Source organism: Streptomyces sp. NPDC107765 (assembly GCF_055657085.1).
The window spans coordinates 401,509-415,392 of the sequence record NZ_JBVKBL010000006.1 but is presented as its reverse complement, the minus strand read 5'-3'; the positions used below and the strand labels follow the sequence as shown (position 1 = coordinate 415,392).

Annotated in this window: 12 protein-coding genes; 4 read left to right on the top strand and 8 right to left on the bottom strand. The window is 66.9% G+C overall.

Going from position 1 to position 13,884, the window contains the following annotated elements; all coding sequences use genetic code 11:
- Positions 1–261: 261 nt before the first annotated feature.
- From ACZ7MX_RS18200 to ACZ7MX_RS18190, 3 genes are all read right to left on the bottom strand, one after another.
- Entirely contained in the window at positions 262–1,260 is a 999-nt protein-coding gene (locus ACZ7MX_RS18200) for a L,D-transpeptidase (protein WP_472133204.1), read from the bottom strand.
- 453 nt (positions 1,261–1,713) lie between these two features.
- Positions 1,714–2,658, bottom strand: a complete 945-nt coding sequence (locus ACZ7MX_RS18195; RefSeq protein WP_472133203.1) for a serine hydrolase domain-containing protein — start codon at positions 2,656–2,658, stop codon at positions 1,714–1,716.
- A 517-nt stretch (positions 2,659–3,175) separates the two neighbouring features.
- Positions 3,176–3,778 (bottom strand): TetR/AcrR family transcriptional regulator, encoded by a 603-nt coding sequence (locus tag ACZ7MX_RS18190; RefSeq protein ID WP_472133201.1) that lies wholly within the window; start codon positions 3,776–3,778, stop codon positions 3,176–3,178.
- Between the two features lie 413 nt (positions 3,779–4,191).
- On the opposite strand from ACZ7MX_RS18190, the gene ACZ7MX_RS18185 reads away from it, so the two are divergent.
- Positions 4,192–4,989, top strand: a complete 798-nt coding sequence (locus ACZ7MX_RS18185) for an SDR family oxidoreductase (RefSeq protein ID WP_472133199.1) — start codon at positions 4,192–4,194, stop codon at positions 4,987–4,989.
- A gap of 203 nt (positions 4,990–5,192) precedes the next feature.
- Here ACZ7MX_RS18185 and ACZ7MX_RS18180 read toward each other — a convergent pair whose 3' ends face one another.
- Both ACZ7MX_RS18180 and ACZ7MX_RS18175 read right to left on the bottom strand, forming a co-directional pair.
- Positions 5,193–5,846 (bottom strand): class I SAM-dependent methyltransferase, encoded by a 654-nt coding sequence (locus tag ACZ7MX_RS18180; protein ID WP_472133197.1) that lies wholly within the window; start codon positions 5,844–5,846, stop codon positions 5,193–5,195.
- Between the two features lie 224 nt (positions 5,847–6,070).
- Positions 6,071–8,095, bottom strand: a complete 2,025-nt coding sequence (locus tag ACZ7MX_RS18175; RefSeq protein WP_472133195.1) for a phosphocholine-specific phospholipase C — start codon at positions 8,093–8,095, stop codon at positions 6,071–6,073.
- Positions 8,096–8,410: 315 nt separating this feature from the next.
- On the opposite strand from ACZ7MX_RS18175, the gene ACZ7MX_RS18170 reads away from it, so the two are divergent.
- The gene (locus ACZ7MX_RS18170; RefSeq protein ID WP_472133193.1) at positions 8,411–8,758 is read left to right on the top strand and encodes a hypothetical protein; all 348 of its coding nucleotides are present in this window, start codon (positions 8,411–8,413) and stop codon (positions 8,756–8,758) included.
- A 116-nt stretch (positions 8,759–8,874) separates the two neighbouring features.
- Complete coding sequence (locus ACZ7MX_RS18165) at positions 8,875–9,453, top strand: hypothetical protein (protein ID WP_472133191.1); 579 nt, start codon at positions 8,875–8,877, stop codon at positions 9,451–9,453.
- A gap of 563 nt (positions 9,454–10,016) precedes the next feature.
- Here ACZ7MX_RS18165 and ACZ7MX_RS18160 read toward each other — a convergent pair.
- A complete protein-coding gene (locus tag ACZ7MX_RS18160; protein WP_472133189.1) occupies positions 10,017–11,057 on the bottom strand; it encodes a vWA domain-containing protein in 1,041 nt (346 codons plus the stop codon).
- 362 nt (positions 11,058–11,419) lie between these two features.
- Positions 11,420–12,097, bottom strand: a complete 678-nt coding sequence (locus tag ACZ7MX_RS18155; RefSeq protein WP_472133187.1) for an AIM24 family protein — start codon at positions 12,095–12,097, stop codon at positions 11,420–11,422.
- Between the two features lie 298 nt (positions 12,098–12,395).
- Here ACZ7MX_RS18155 and ACZ7MX_RS18150 point away from each other — a divergent pair, with 298 nt between their 5' ends.
- Positions 12,396–12,692 (top strand): putative quinol monooxygenase, encoded by a 297-nt coding sequence (locus ACZ7MX_RS18150; RefSeq protein ID WP_472133185.1) that lies wholly within the window; start codon positions 12,396–12,398, stop codon positions 12,690–12,692.
- Positions 12,693–13,259: 567 nt separating this feature from the next.
- Here ACZ7MX_RS18150 and ACZ7MX_RS18145 read toward each other — a convergent pair.
- Positions 13,260–13,841 carry a helix-turn-helix domain-containing protein gene (locus ACZ7MX_RS18145; RefSeq protein WP_472133183.1) on the bottom strand — a complete coding sequence of 194 codons (582 nt, stop codon included), beginning with the start codon at positions 13,839–13,841 and terminating at the stop codon, positions 13,260–13,262.
- Positions 13,842–13,884 lie beyond the last annotated feature (43 nt).

Here is a 13,884-nt window from a genome sequence, read left to right as displayed (position 1 = left end):
GCCGATGCACGCGTGGTGTGCTCGGCCGGAGAGCAGGGTCAGACGGCGAGGGGCGCGGCGATGTGGTCGTGGTGGGCGCGCACCTCGGTCAGCTCCCCACGCCAGCGAGACTTCAGCCCTGCCTGGTCGCTGTGGGCACAGAAGATCGTGCCTGGTCGGTGTGGGCGAAGAGGATCGTGCGGATGCCGTCCGCCTTGGCCCAGGAGGGTCGCCCCGCGGTCGACATCATCGGCTGCTGACTGGGGCCGCCGCCGCAGCGCATCACAGCGCCGCGGTCTTCCCCTCCCCGGACGCGCTGCCCGCGAGCCACTGGCCCCATTCCAGGTTGAAGTCGGCGTAACCGTTGTCGGCCGGGGCCTTGGCACGGGGCGAGCCGGTGATGGTGACGGGGTCACCCTGCTTGACCTGGCCGTAGAACCACTTGGCGTCCGACAGGGACAGGTGGACGCAGCCGTGCGAGCCGCGGGCGCTGCCGCTGCCCGGATTGGGGTCGCCGGTCGAGTAGTGCACGTAGGTGCCGGACTGGGTGAGGTGGATGTCCCAGGGCAGCGTCAGGTCGTAGTAGTTGGAGCTGCCCTTGTCGCAGCTGATGCCGACGCTGCAGGAGGTCATGTGGACCTTCTCCTGCTTGTCGATGACGGCCATCGTGCCGTTCCACGTCGGATACTGAGCGCTGCCTGCGTTGATCGACAGGGTGCGCACCGTCTTGCCGTTCCGGGTCACCTTCATGGTGTGGCCGGTCACCGAGACGTCCGCGCGCACATCGTCGCCGATCGTGAAGGTGTGCGTGTACTTGCGCACGCCGTAGCGTCCGTTGCCGTTGCTGACACCGTTCATGTCAGCGTCGATCTTGACCTTCGTGCCGGAGGGCCAGTACGACTTCGGTCGCCAGTCGGCACGCTTGTCGCCGAACCAGTGCCAGGCGCCGGCCACCGGCTGCGAGGCGCTCACCTTCATGTGCTTCTCCACCGTGGCCCGTGCCTTTGCCGACACCGGGTTCGAGAAGATCACCGAGATGGGCATGGCCACGCCGACCGTGGTTCCCGTCTGCGGGGTGATCGTGTCCAGCAGCATCGGCGGGCCCGCGGGCTTCGTCGGTGACGGAGAGGCGCTCGCACTCGGCTTGCCCGGCGCCTTTGCGTCGTCCCCACTCGCCTTGTCACTGCCGCCCCCGCCACAGGCACTCGCGCCCACCAGCATCGCCCCCGTGACGAGTGCGATCCCTATGCTGCCCTTGCGCCGCCCCACGACTTGCCCCACTCTCTCGCTCTTCGCCCCTGATACGGGCCCGACTCCCTGTCAGACGGCGAGGGTACGGGCTTCAGTTGCATGCTTCACGCAAAATATGCTTCAAATCTCGTGCGCCTCGCGGACGGGAGCGGGGACGAAGAGGGGCGCGACAGCGTCACCCCTCACCTTCGGGGCGCTTCGGGGCGGCCCGGGTGGTGCGGTCGCTTCCGGGTGGTCCAGGTGGTCCGGATGGTGCGGGTGGTCCGGGTGCAATCGTCGCCCTTCCTCCGCCTTCAGGGCGCGTAAGGGTGCGAGGGGATTGGTACGCACCCGCTGTGGGCCCCGGTGGTCGGTTGTTCCGGCCGGTGCCCAGAGCGACATCGAGCCCGGAGTCCGGAGCACTACCAGGTGGGCGCGGTCTGCCCGTGGCTGCGGGTGCGGGACGGACGTGCCGAATAGCCTCCGGGCGACCCGTCCCATCGTTCAGCCGACACTCTGAAAAGCGGCGTTCAGGACGGCTATGACGTAGGGGCGTTCGGAGGCGGTGCCGGTGGGGTTGAGGGAGTAGACAACGCGGCGCTTCAGATCACGGGTGGTGAAGACACCGTTGGCCCACCCTGGCAGGGAGCCGGTTTTGCCCCACACGGTGACGCCGTTGTCGAGTGTGACCCGCATCAGGCCGCCGATGCTGAAGCAACTCGTCTTGTTGATGCAGTTGGTGTTGGTCGGTGCGCTGTCCACCCGGGGCACGCTGAACACCAGCTTCTGCTGGGTTGGCGGGAGGAGACGGCCGCGGAACAGGGCGGTCATGAACCGGTCCAGATCAGCGGCGGTGGAGACCATTCCGCCCTCGGCCCAAGCCCAGGGGCTCTGCTCGGTCACCTCGTCCGTACCGATGTATACGCGAGCGTGCGGTGCTGGGAGGGACATGTCGTCCGACGAGGGGAGACTGGTGTGGCGCAGTCCTAGTGGCTGGATGATGCGGCGGGTGAGTTCGTCGGTGAAGGGTCGACCGGTCACCTTCTCGACCAGGAGGCCGAGGACGAAGGTATTGACGCCGTTGTACTGCTGGACACTGCCGGGTGCGGGCTGATGCCCCGGCTTGGAGGATGTGGCGGCTGCGAAGGCATTGCGCACCACGTCCTGCGGCGCCACACTCTTCCGCCACCAACCGGGTCCGTCGGCAGGCCCGGGTATGCCGGCCGGGGCCGGTAGGCCGCTGGTGTGGTCCAGCAGCTCACGCACGGTGACGGTGCCGTACGTGGGCGGAATGAGGTCGGGCAGATAACGCCGGACCGGCGCGTCGAGGCCGATCCGGTGCTCGGCGACCAGTTGGAGCACGATGGTGCTGGTGAAAGCCTTCGTCACACTGCCGATACGGAAGTGAGCGTCACGGGAAGCCGCCCCCGCGGTTCCGGTCCACGGCATCGCTCGCCCCTCCCCCGCCGCTCTGACCAGAGCACCGGCGACCACGGGATCGGGCAGACGGGTCAGCAGTCTTCGCATCGGCGCAGGATCGAACGAGGCAGTGACGGCCGCCTGCCGCGGAACCGCATCGGAGGCCATCACGGCAGGAGCGCATGCACCTGCCGTGATCGCGGCGAGGGCGAAGCCGGCCACGACAAAGCGGCGGAGGGCGGAAGGACGTAGGTGCATCGGGCTGCTCCGAAGGGCGGTGGCCGCATGGCCATAGATCGCTGAGACACCCTCAACACTCCTCGGTGTGGAGCCAGATGCCATCAGGGATCAACCCTGAGCAATCCCTGAGCAGCCCCTGACCAGCCCCTGAGACATCTCTGAGAGGCCCTCTAAGCCGTGGACGGATACCTGCAAGACGGCGAGGGTCTGGCGTCCGGCCACCACCTGCTCATCGCGCCAACCGCGAAGCGCGAGCCGCGAGCCGCGAACCGCGAACCGCACCGCCTGCGGGCCAACTCCAGACCACCTACAGCTCGTCAATGCGCAGATAGTCCAGTGCGCGACGAGTGAGCAGGACGATGTCCTCCGGTTCGTCCTGCCGGGCCCAGTACTCTAGAGCGACGTTGATCGCGTCCAGTAGAGCCGTGGCCATCAGCCGTACCTCCAGGCTGTCCGGCGACGCTCCCGTGCGGGCCGCGAGCACCGCCAGCAGCTGGTCCTGCATGTCCCGCCCGGCGGCCAGCCACCGCATGCGGATCGCCGGCACGCTGCCCATGACACGAATCAGCCGGCGGGCGCGCTCCATGTCCGCGAGCTGCTGGACCGAGGCCGGCGCACCGAAAGCGGCCTGCACCGCACTGGTCAGCGGTTCGTCGGCCGGCAGGGTGGCCAGCGTTTCGACAAGCCGGCTGACGCTGGAGGTCAAGAGGGGCGTGAGTGCGTCCTCCTTCGCCTCGCAGTACCGATAGAAGGTGCGCAGCGAGATGCCGGCGGCCGAGGCGATGTCCTCGACCGTGGTCGCGTCGTAACCCTGCTCGGAAAACAGGACGGCGGCGGCCTCCGCGATCTCCTGCCGGGTCTCCTGCCGCCGCCGTTCCGTCAATGACGGCCTGCCTCGCGCTGCTGTCATCCGCCTCTGCTCGCCCTTCGATCCGGTCCCCATGTCTGCGTTCCCTCATGTTGGCACAGACAAGCCAGTTGGCACGTCATGCCAAAAAAGAGGTACGCTGACTCCGCCGCATGAACCAATTCCTCAACTCCCGTCGCTGGCCTGCTATTTGAGGCCGCACGGGGCGGCCGGCGTTTCGTCGCTGCCGCGAGGACAGTGAGCGCGGTCACCGCTGCTCGCCATTCTTGACGTGGTCGAGCACCCGGAGAGTTCGAGAACTGCACGCACGCCAACGAACCCGCAACACCTCATCGCAACACGTCATCCGCTTCATCCGCTTCATTCGCGTCATCCACGCGCCATGCGCATCATCGCTGCACGCCACCCGCGCCACCCCGAGCGTGCTGCCGAAACATGTCGAAAGGGAGCCGACCATGTCCCGTACCTCTTGTGACTCGGAGCGCACCTACCTCATCACCGGGGCCGCTTCCGGAATCGGCAAGGCCACCGCCGCCCACCTCCGCCAGCAAGGCCACACCGTGATCAGTGCCGACCTTGAGGGCACCGACATCAACGCGGACCTCGCCACACCCGAAGGCCGCAGGGAACTCGTCGACCAGGCCAAGGAGTTGACCGACGGACGCCTGGACGCCGTCATCGCCTGTGCCGGCCTCGCTCACTTCACCACAGACACGATCCGGGTCAACTACTTCGGCGTGGTCGCCACCCTCGACGGGCTGCGCCCGCTCCTCGCCGCTGGAACCGACCCGCGCGCCGTCCTGATTTCCTCCGTCGCTTCGATCCACCCCCATGACCCGGCCATCGTGGATGCCGCACTCTCCGGCGACGAGGAGGCGACCGTGGCCGCCGCCCAGGCAGCCATCGACCGCGGGGAGGGATACGCGATCTACGGATCGTCCAAGGCAGCCCTCGCACGCTGGCTCCGCCGCACGGCCGCCACCGATGACTGGGCGGCCGTCGGCATCCCGCTCAACGCCGTCGCACCGGGCACGATCCTCACCCCGATGACCGCGGGCATGCTCGCCGACGCCGAGATACGCAAAGCCGTTGACGCGACGATCCCGATGCCGCTGCACGGCCACGCCCGCCCCGAACAGGTCGCCCCGCTGCTTGCCTGGCTGACCTCCCCGGAGAACTCGCACGTCACCGGCCAGGTCATCTTCCTCGACGGTGGCGCCGACGCCACCCTGCGCGGCGACAGCACCTGGTGACCCTCAGCCCAGGACCCACCACCTGCGGCTCCCGGCTCCCGGCCCCCGGCCCCCGGCCCGACAGTCCGCCAGTCCGCCAACAGGTCGAGCGGCTCTTCGGCGACGTGGTGTACGCAACCGGCCTGGCAGCCCTGCACGCGCGCTTCACCACCCCGCCCGGGGCCGCATGACCGGCCTTCGACCGACGTCCGCGACTGCCCCGGTCAGCCGACCGTGTCGCTGATCCCGTCCGCTTGGAGGACCAGACAGCTCCATCGGACGTTGTCACGACCATGAAGGTCGAGACGCTCGCTGCGATGAAGCCTGCACAGCCCGTGCGCACGACCCAACTCGACTGTCTCAGCCGCGGAGACATTGAACATATGGCGGCCCGGGGGCACAGGACCGTGACGCAGATTGACGAAGAACCGGCCGCCAGGAACCAGCAACGCGGCGATCCTGGCCATGGCACGTCGGCGCTCCTCGGGAGCCAGGTGCATCCACACCGCGGTGGCGAAGACGGCGTCGAACTCGCCCGGATGACGGCTCAGCGTCAGGTCGGGAAGAGCGTCATCGACCCAAGCTACGCCGCTGTGTGCGTGCAGTCGCCGGGCGTGTTCCCGTAGCTCTGTGGTCGGCTCGACAGCCACGACGCTGTGTCCACGAGCCGCCAACGCGGCGGCATCGCGCCCCGTCCCTGCACCCACGTCCAGAATCCGGCACGGCTCGGCAGGAACGAATTGCCGTACGTCGCGGTGGACTTCATCGAAGGTGACTTCCTCGTACTGAACAGCCAGCACCTTCGCTGCCTCCGCATAGCCAGCGGTTCCCCGTGGCAAGCATCGATCGCTCACGGCACGAGTCAGGTGATCAGTCATGGCCGGAGCGTACTGTCAGTCATGACCGAAGAGTACTGGTTGCCCTCGCCTCAGCCCCGACCTGCCAACTGGGACTGAAGCGCGGGTGGGAACACGGGAAGGGACGGCTCCCGTGGGATTCCGGGAGCCGCCGCCACCGCGAGCCAGGCCACGCCCAGGTCCGCCCCACCGGGCCTGTAACGCGACCGGTAACGCAACCGGGCACGCGACCTGTAGCGCCAGGATCAGCCGCTGACGCTGGCCGTGCCCGTCTCCAGGTGTCCGGTGAACCGGCGCGACCAGGCCGCGTCGGAATTGACGGTCACCGTGAAGTCGTACCAGCCGTTCTGGTACGCGACGGCATTGAAGTAGTCCTCCGTAGAGGCGCCGGCGGCGACGGTGTAGGTCCAGGGGCCGTCGCCGCGGTAGCGGTGGGAGGTGATCGTGAACGTGACGGAGGACGAGCCCGTGTTGGTCATCTTGAAGTAGAGGGCGAGCTTCCCCGTACCGGGTTCCACTGCATAGCGGGTGCTGACCTCGGCGGACTTACCCGCCTTGGTGGCGTCGCCCTGGAAACGGCGCAGGAAGCGGTTGGGGCCGACCATCGTCAGGTCGTACTTGCCGTCACCGTAGCCCAAGCCGATGTTGAAGTAGTCGGACGCCGTACCACCGGCATCGACGGTGTACTGCCAGGGCGTGGTGTCGCGGTAGGCCTGGGGATGGATCGAGAAGTGGGCCGCCCGTGCGGCCGGGCCGCCCTGATTGGTCATCGTGCACCACGCGAGGATCTTTCCGGAGGGGCCGAACTCCAGGCGGTCCAGGTACCCGTTGGGCTGGTACGGCAGCGCACGGGCCGGTCTGGTGCCGGGCTCCTGGGCGGGCAGGGCGTTGTTCGTCGGCGCCGGATTGGGGAGGGGAGCGCAGGTGCTGATGCCGATGACGCTGGTCGCGGGGAGCGAGACGGGGCCGTAGACCGGCTTGGCGAAGTTGAAGGCACCGGTCAGGTCGCCGCTCACCTTTCGCCGCCACGCACTGATGTTGGGGCAGTTGGCAGGCTTGCCCAACGCCGCCGTCCAGGTCTCCAGGAACCGGATCACCGAGGTGTGCTCGAAGACCTCCGAGGAGACCCAACCACCGCGCGTCCAGGGCGAGATGACGATCATGGGGACGCGGAAGCCGAAGCCGTACGGGACGCCGCTGAGGTACTCGCCATCTGTTCCGGCGGGTGGTACCGGTGGCGGTACGTGGTCGAAGTAGCCGTCGTTCTCGTCGTAGTTGAGGAACAGAACGGTGGAGTTGAAGACGTCGGCGTCCGCCGCGAGAGCCTGGTAGACCAGGTTGACGAAGTGGGCGCCGTCGCCGGGCGGGGCATAGGGGTGTTCCGAGAAGCCCTGGTTGGGGACGATCCAGGACACTTGCGGGAGGGTGCCGGCGAGTACGTCGGCCTTGAGGGCGGCGGCGATGTCGTCGGGGGTCGATCCGGTCACCTTCGGCACCGAGGACATGCCGCGGTCGTACAGCGGGTCGCCGGGCTTGGCGTTGGCGAAGTTCGTGAAGTAGGCACAGCCGTTGTCCCCATAGTTGTCGGCCGCGTTCTGATAGACCTTCCAGGTCACCCCGGCGGCCTGCAGCGCCTCGGCGTAGGTCTGCCAGGCCAGGCCCGACTCGTCACCGCCGTCGTGGCTGGACGAGTCCACCTTGCCGCTCCACAGGTAGGTGCGGTTGGGACCGGTCGCACTGAGTGTGGAGCAGAAGTAGGCGTCGCAAATGGTGTAGTTGTCGGCGAGCGCGTAGTGGAAGGGGATGTCGGAGCGATCCAGGTAGCCGAGCGAGCGGACGTTGCCCACGCCCCAGACCCAGTTGTCGAGGCGGCCCTTGTTCCACGCGGAGTGCTGCGAGGACCAGGAGTGCGGCAGGTCGCCGTTGCACTGGGCGAGGGTCTCGCTGTCCTTGCCGCCCGCTGGCGGGGTGGAGCTGAGCTTCCACGGGTATTGCCGGCCCAGGCCGTTCGGCTGGTGGAAGACCGAATGGCCACCGCTGAGAGTGATGCCGCTGTTGTCGTCGAAGCCGCGGACGCCCTTCAGACGCCCGAAGTAGTGATCGAAGCTGCGGTTCTCCTGCATGAGGATCACCACGTGCTCCACGTCCTTGATCGTGCCGGTCGCTACGCGCTGGACCGCGTCTGCCGTGCGCGGGCCGGCGCCCAGCGTCACGCCCGCGGCCATCGAAGCGCCCAGTCCCACGAAGCCTCTTCGGCTGATCGGTGTCATTCGCCCCGCCCTCGTCTCAGGAGTGCCTCTGTGACACGTCGCGCGACAGGGTGCCCGTAGTCGTCGTCACGGTCCATACCCAGGGGCAAGACCGAGGTGAAGAGGAGTTGTCATCTGCCCGCCCGGCGGTGGTCCGCTACCCGGGCCACCACGCCGACCGGCCTGCACGCCCCACGGCTCAACCGCAAGCAACGAAGCCCGACGGGGCTCCCCCTCGGGCGCTGCCCCGATCCAGGAACGCGAGCACGCCACTCGACAGGCACAGTTTGAGGCAGGGCGCACGCCCTCAACGCCGGTACCCGCGACTACATCACCGTGACGACGAACTTCCTCCACGCCCTGCAAGCGGGCGAGGTGACCGAGGAATTACGGTCGGACCTGGACCGGGCCCGCCGGGACCACCGCCTGCGCCACGCCGAGGCCCAAATGGTGCTGTCTGATGAGGTGTTGGCGGCAGCCAGTACGGTGAACCGCGGCTTGGGCGATCTCTACGGCCTACTGAAACGGCTCGACAGAGGCGTCGCCGAGCAGGACGAGAGCGTGGCAGCCGCCCGAGAGGACACGAGAAGGCTCTGGGACGCCTTGTGGAGGATGCGGCACATCATGCGTATCGACCTTGGGATCACCACACCTGCGGAGGAAGGCCAGGCCAGCGACGAGTAGACACAGATGTCGCAGATGGCTCAGACGACGTAGCAACACCGTTCGCCGGTTGGCGATGGACCGGCACGGCCGTGACCTCCGGCTCACGCTGTCAGAACCCCCTGTAGGGTCCACCCGTGCAGACTTCCGCATCACTGCTCAAGCGACTCAAGGTCGACCCCGAAGCCGCGCAGCTGGCCGATTTCCCCTTCGAATTCGACACCCTCGTCGCGGCCTTCGGCCCTCTCACCCACGTGGAACCAGTGCGACTGGCCTCCGGCGCCCGGTTGGACCCGATCGCCAAGGACCACAGCGGCGGCACGTACTTCCTCTGCGGTGAAGGCGACGACGAGAACCGCCCGGTACTCTTCGCCGACTCCGAAGGCTCCGCCGGGCTGATCGGAACCAACCTCCGGGACGCACTGCTCCTCCTGATCGGTCTGCCCTGCGCCGATGAAGCCCTGCACTGGGAACGGGAGGGCCGCGTCATGGACGAGCAGGCCCTCCAAGCTCTCCGCGACGAGGACGACGCGGAATACATCGAGGCAACTGAGCTGGAAGACTTGCCAGGCATGCGCGCCGAACTCCTCGACCGCCTCGGCCTGGCCCCGCTTCCTCCTCTCACCGAGCTGTTGGAACGCGCCCGCGCTGCCGCCGCCCTCGACCCCGAGTACGTGCTCATCAACGAGCACGGCAACGCCTACCGCCAGGATTGACGGCACACTTCGACTCAGACCGTGTCCTATGGGGTTCCCATGAGGTTCCTCTTTCGACGGGCCCGATCTCCACGTTCCCTGCGGCGAGGGATAAGTCTGGGACTGAAACCCATCTAATGCCGCTTGAGAAGTCGTCTCCATCGAAGCCGAGCACTTCGCGGAGGACTACTACGACCACGAGACCGCCTGCAATGCCATCGCTTACACCGTCCACGACGACGACACCCGCGAAGGGCACACCGTCGGCTTTGACAGCGACAGGTACCACGTCTACGACACCATCATGGTGCTCGCCGCACCTGAGCAGCGGCAAGCACTGACCGACCGTCTGGGTTTCCGATTCTGGCCTCGGCTCGTGACGGCCGGCCAGGGCCTACGGCCCCTCGACACGCTCCTCCCCTTGCGGGGCCTCCGGCCACGACTACGCGGCGGAGCGCTGCCCATCGCCGTACCGTGGTGCGTGGTGTGTGGTCCAGCCAACCCGGCCGGCGCAGGCCAGGTGGCCCAGGAGGCGTGCTCAACGCAAGGGGAGCCCCGTCAGTCGGCCGGGGCTCCCCAAGGTGTCAGCTCATCACGAGTAGCCGGGTCTGCGGTACCAGCTTCCGGTTCACGCTGGTGCTCTGCACGAAGATCGTGAAGTCGTCGTTGTGGTCCGGCTTGACGCGAACTTCCCTGTCCGGCAGGCCGAGCAGCGCTCGAGCCTCCGGCCCCGTGTACACCCGGTCCGTCTTCTTCTCCAGCACCGCGATCTGCTTCTTCGCCTGGATCTTCTCGGACTTACTCAGCTGATAGAACGCACAACCAGTACGGTACGTGTGGCCGTTTTCGACGACCCACTCCCGGATCGCCGCTTCGCGCGCCACCGGAATCAGCTGGTATTCGGACGGATTCACCGGGGTGAGACCGGCTGCCTTGATGGTGTCCTGGTTGACAGCGTCGGCACCCATGGAGAACACCGCCCGCGATCCCCGGATGCCCTGGCTGCGGCCCACCATAAACTTTTCGGTTGCCTGCTGGATGACCTGCCCGGCTTCTTCCAGACCCTGGGTGCTGGTGGCATCCCAGATGGCTATGTTGTCCTTCGGGAAACCGCACTGCGTGGCCTCGCGCTTGCCCATCTGGTCCGGCACAAGGACGGCTAGCGTCCAGTTGTCCTCCTGCGTCTCGATCATCTTGGCCACGGCCCGAATCAGTTCACGCGGATCCCTGGCAGGGGCGTCCACGCAATGATGACTTGCATTCTCCTGGCCGTCAGTCAGCACGAACGTCAGGAAGCTGTGGTCGCCGTACAGCTGAGCTGTCTGCGCCAGCTCCCGCTGCGACTTCAGCGTGGCCGCCAGCAGAGCCGTCATTCCACCGACCCGGTACAGCTGCTTCAGGGACGGCATCCGCAGCACGTCCTTGTCGTAGATGACGCACTCCACCGTGTCGGCGAAGACGTACACCGTGACGCGGGTTTCCTGGTCCAGTTCCTTGGACCGCCGGGCCAGATAGGCGATTTGCTGGTCGGCGACGTCGACGACCTTGCGGCTCAGGTGTGACATCGACGAACTGGCATCCAACACAAGAGCAACGTGATTGATGTAGTTCTGGTTTCCGGACATAGCCGCTCCCCCTTGTTCCGACTCGATGCACCGATCGTCTCACCCACCACTGACAATCGATCTTGGAGACGAGGCCGGATGGGCGGGGTGCGGGCGTGGACAGGCAGAGGCGGGTGCCCACGACGGGGGGTTCGTCGCGGAGTGAACCTGCTCGCCCGGTGCCCTGACACTGGCACTGGCACTGGCGCCGGTACTGGCCTGCCGCGCATCCCCTCTCAGGCGGCCGCGGCGAGCGGGGCCGGTAGGTGATTCACTCGTCGAGCCGAGTGTCGCCGCGGCTCCCCACTGGTCAAGGTCGTTCGTCCCGCGCTACGCCCGGGGCGCCCCGCCCTGGCCAACAGCCTCACCCACGTACGTACGAATCAGTTCCCCGCGGCCTTCTCCGGGCGCAGTTCACTCGGTCGTACGATCACGAACCCCTCGCCGTCCAGGCGGAGTTGGACCGCCTCGCCGGATCCGCCGCGCAGCATCGACCCCATGCTCTGCGAGCGGTGCAGCGAGGTCTGCAGGGTGCTGCTCCAGCCGACCACCGCATCGGTGTCGACAAAGACAGGGGCTTGCGGGGAGACAGGTATGACGATGGGGTTGCCCTCGCACATCACGCCGAGCTTGCCCTGGCCGCTGAAGACAGAGTTGAAGATTCCGCCGCCGGCCATACCAGCGCCCTTGACCACCTTGATCTCGTAGGAGAGGGACGGGTCGAAGCACAGCACATTGCGGCCGTTGATCGTGATGCTGTCGCCGGGCGCCAGGTCCAGGATGAAGCAGTTGGCCGCCTCGTGCGCGAACCACACCTCGCCTTGGCCCCGTACGGTCATCAGCGCCAGCCCCTCGCCGGTCACGGCGCGCTTGAGGAAGTTCCCGACCCCCTGGCCCTGCTTCTCGAAGTGCAGGTCGCCGCGGAAGGCGATCATCGCGCCCTGCCGCGCGTAGCACTCGCCGTTCACCGCGTACTTGATCGACTTCGCGTTCTGCTGCGTCATGCCCGGCGCGGTGGCCGGCTGTGCCATGTACTCGGCGGCGAAGAGCTCACTGTTCATGACCCGGATGTTAGGCGAGCACCTGCGGCGTGCCGTCGTCCCCAGGTCCGAGACAGCATCGTCCGCAGGATGGATTTCAGCTGCGATGTGGCATGCGAACGCACCCGTTCCCCCAGCACGCACCGATCACCAGGATCGGACGCCATGCCTGGATCGGACACCATGCCTCGCCAACGAGCGGGCACCATCAGCAGAACTCGACGGCGTGCACCAGGTTTCCCGTTCCACGGTGTTTACGCAGCTCAGGTGCCAGGCGGGATAGGGTGCTCGGGCTGTGTCCTCCCTCGATTGAGGAGCAATGGTGTTCGACCTCATCGTCATCATCCGCGTACCCAAGGCCGAAGAGATAGCCCACGTTGCGGACGCTCTGGCCCGTATGCGTCCGCTGTGCCTGGCCGAAGACGGCTGCGTCAGCTGGGAGGCGTACCAATCGGACGAGGATGCCGCGCGGTTTGTCCTGGTCGAGCGCTGGGCGAGTCGGGAACATTGGGAGACCCACGACTCCGGCACAGCTATCCAGGACATCTACGTTCCCGAGATCATGCCGCGCATCGAACGTGAAGTGCACCCGAGCACCCCCGTCACGTCGGTGTGAGACCTGACAAGGCACAGGTCGACGTCGGCCCCAGCCTCGCGCACCCCACGCGCGGAGCTGGGGTCGGTGTCGGTGTCGGTGTCGGTGTCGGTGTCGGCTTATAGGTTCCAGCCGACCTCACTCTCGACCGCCTGCAGCCGGTGTTCCAGACCCTGAGGGGCTGGGAGAACTGCTGCTTGCATCGATTCCACACACACCGCATCGAGGAGAAGAAGACTCTGCCCGGGGGTCTGGGAACGACCTACCCGGGACCTCGGAACGACCTATCCCGCTGTCCGACCGGCCGCTGGGCCTGACCGCCGGAGGATTGCGGCGGCCCCTGGGGCTACGTGAACTCATCGAGGCCATCGCCCAGCCAAGGCATGAAGAGCACGACGAACCTCTCGTCGTGTGGCTTGGAAGAGGGAACGCCCAGCATGACTAACCGGCAGTGGAGCGTTTCAGTTTGACTGGTGAACCCGACGCGTGGTCTCCAGCGCGATCCGGTACATCGCCGTACGGCCGGACTGTCGCCGTGAGGCAGCTGACGCTACAGGGGTAGGCCAGTTACCCAGACTGGTTACGGCGTCAGTGCCTGCCGGTTTCACTGCTAGTGGCTGTCGGGGGATCTTCGTGCCGCTGTGGTTCCTCAGTCGGGAAGAAGATGGAGCTCAACAGGTGGGGCTTGCGGCCCGGCGCGGGCTTGTTGCCCGCGCGTGACGCGAAGGCATGGCGCAACTCGCTGATCAAATCGGCGAGTTCGTCGGGGGTGAGCCAGAGGGTGCCCTGTCGGTAGCCCACAGAGTCAGCGAACGGGTCGGTTCCTGGGCGGTCGAGGTAGGCGTTGAACTCGGCAAGCAGGGCGGCCATGGCGGCGGCGAAACCGCGGCGGTGGTCGTCCAGGGACATCGACGCACCTGCGTCAGGCCCGATCACCATCCGGTCTCGGCGCAGTCGGTATCGCCGCTCCACCGCACCACGCACCCGCTGCTCGTCCACCACCTCCAGCACTCCCCCTTCAGCCAGCAGGCCGACGTGCCGATACACGGTGGTCTTGGGCACATTGGCCAGCGCCGCACACAACTCGGCGGTGGTGCGCGTCCGCTCACCGGACATGGCATAGGTGATGCGTAGCCGCACCGGGTGCAGCAGCAGGTCGAGAGTGTCCACCTCCTAATGATCCCACATCTGGTAACGTTCCCAAAGTTGGGAA

What these genes read in the sequence shown, in the direction of transcription:
- ACZ7MX_RS18195 (WP_472133203.1), bottom strand. Translation starts at nt 2,658, where the DNA reads ATGCCGTGGACCGGAACCGCGGGGGCGGCTTCCCGTGACGCTCACTTC.
- ACZ7MX_RS18190 (WP_472133201.1), bottom strand. Translation starts at nt 3,778, where the DNA reads ATGACAGCAGCGCGAGGCAGGCCGTCATTGACGGAACGGCGGCGGCAG.
- ACZ7MX_RS18185 (WP_472133199.1), top strand. Translation starts at nt 4,192, where the DNA reads ATGTCCCGTACCTCTTGTGACTCGGAGCGCACCTACCTCATCACCGGG.
- ACZ7MX_RS18180 (WP_472133197.1), bottom strand. Translation starts at nt 5,846, where the DNA reads ATGACTGATCACCTGACTCGTGCCGTGAGCGATCGATGCTTGCCACGG.
- ACZ7MX_RS18175 (WP_472133195.1), bottom strand. Translation starts at nt 8,095, where the DNA reads ATGACACCGATCAGCCGAAGAGGCTTCGTGGGACTGGGCGCTTCGATG.
- ACZ7MX_RS18160 (WP_472133189.1), bottom strand. Translation starts at nt 11,057, where the DNA reads ATGTCCGGAAACCAGAACTACATCAATCACGTTGCTCTTGTGTTGGAT.
- ACZ7MX_RS18155 (WP_472133187.1), bottom strand. Translation starts at nt 12,097, where the DNA reads ATGAACAGTGAGCTCTTCGCCGCCGAGTACATGGCACAGCCGGCCACC.
- ACZ7MX_RS18150 (WP_472133185.1), top strand. Translation starts at nt 12,396, where the DNA reads ATGGTGTTCGACCTCATCGTCATCATCCGCGTACCCAAGGCCGAAGAG.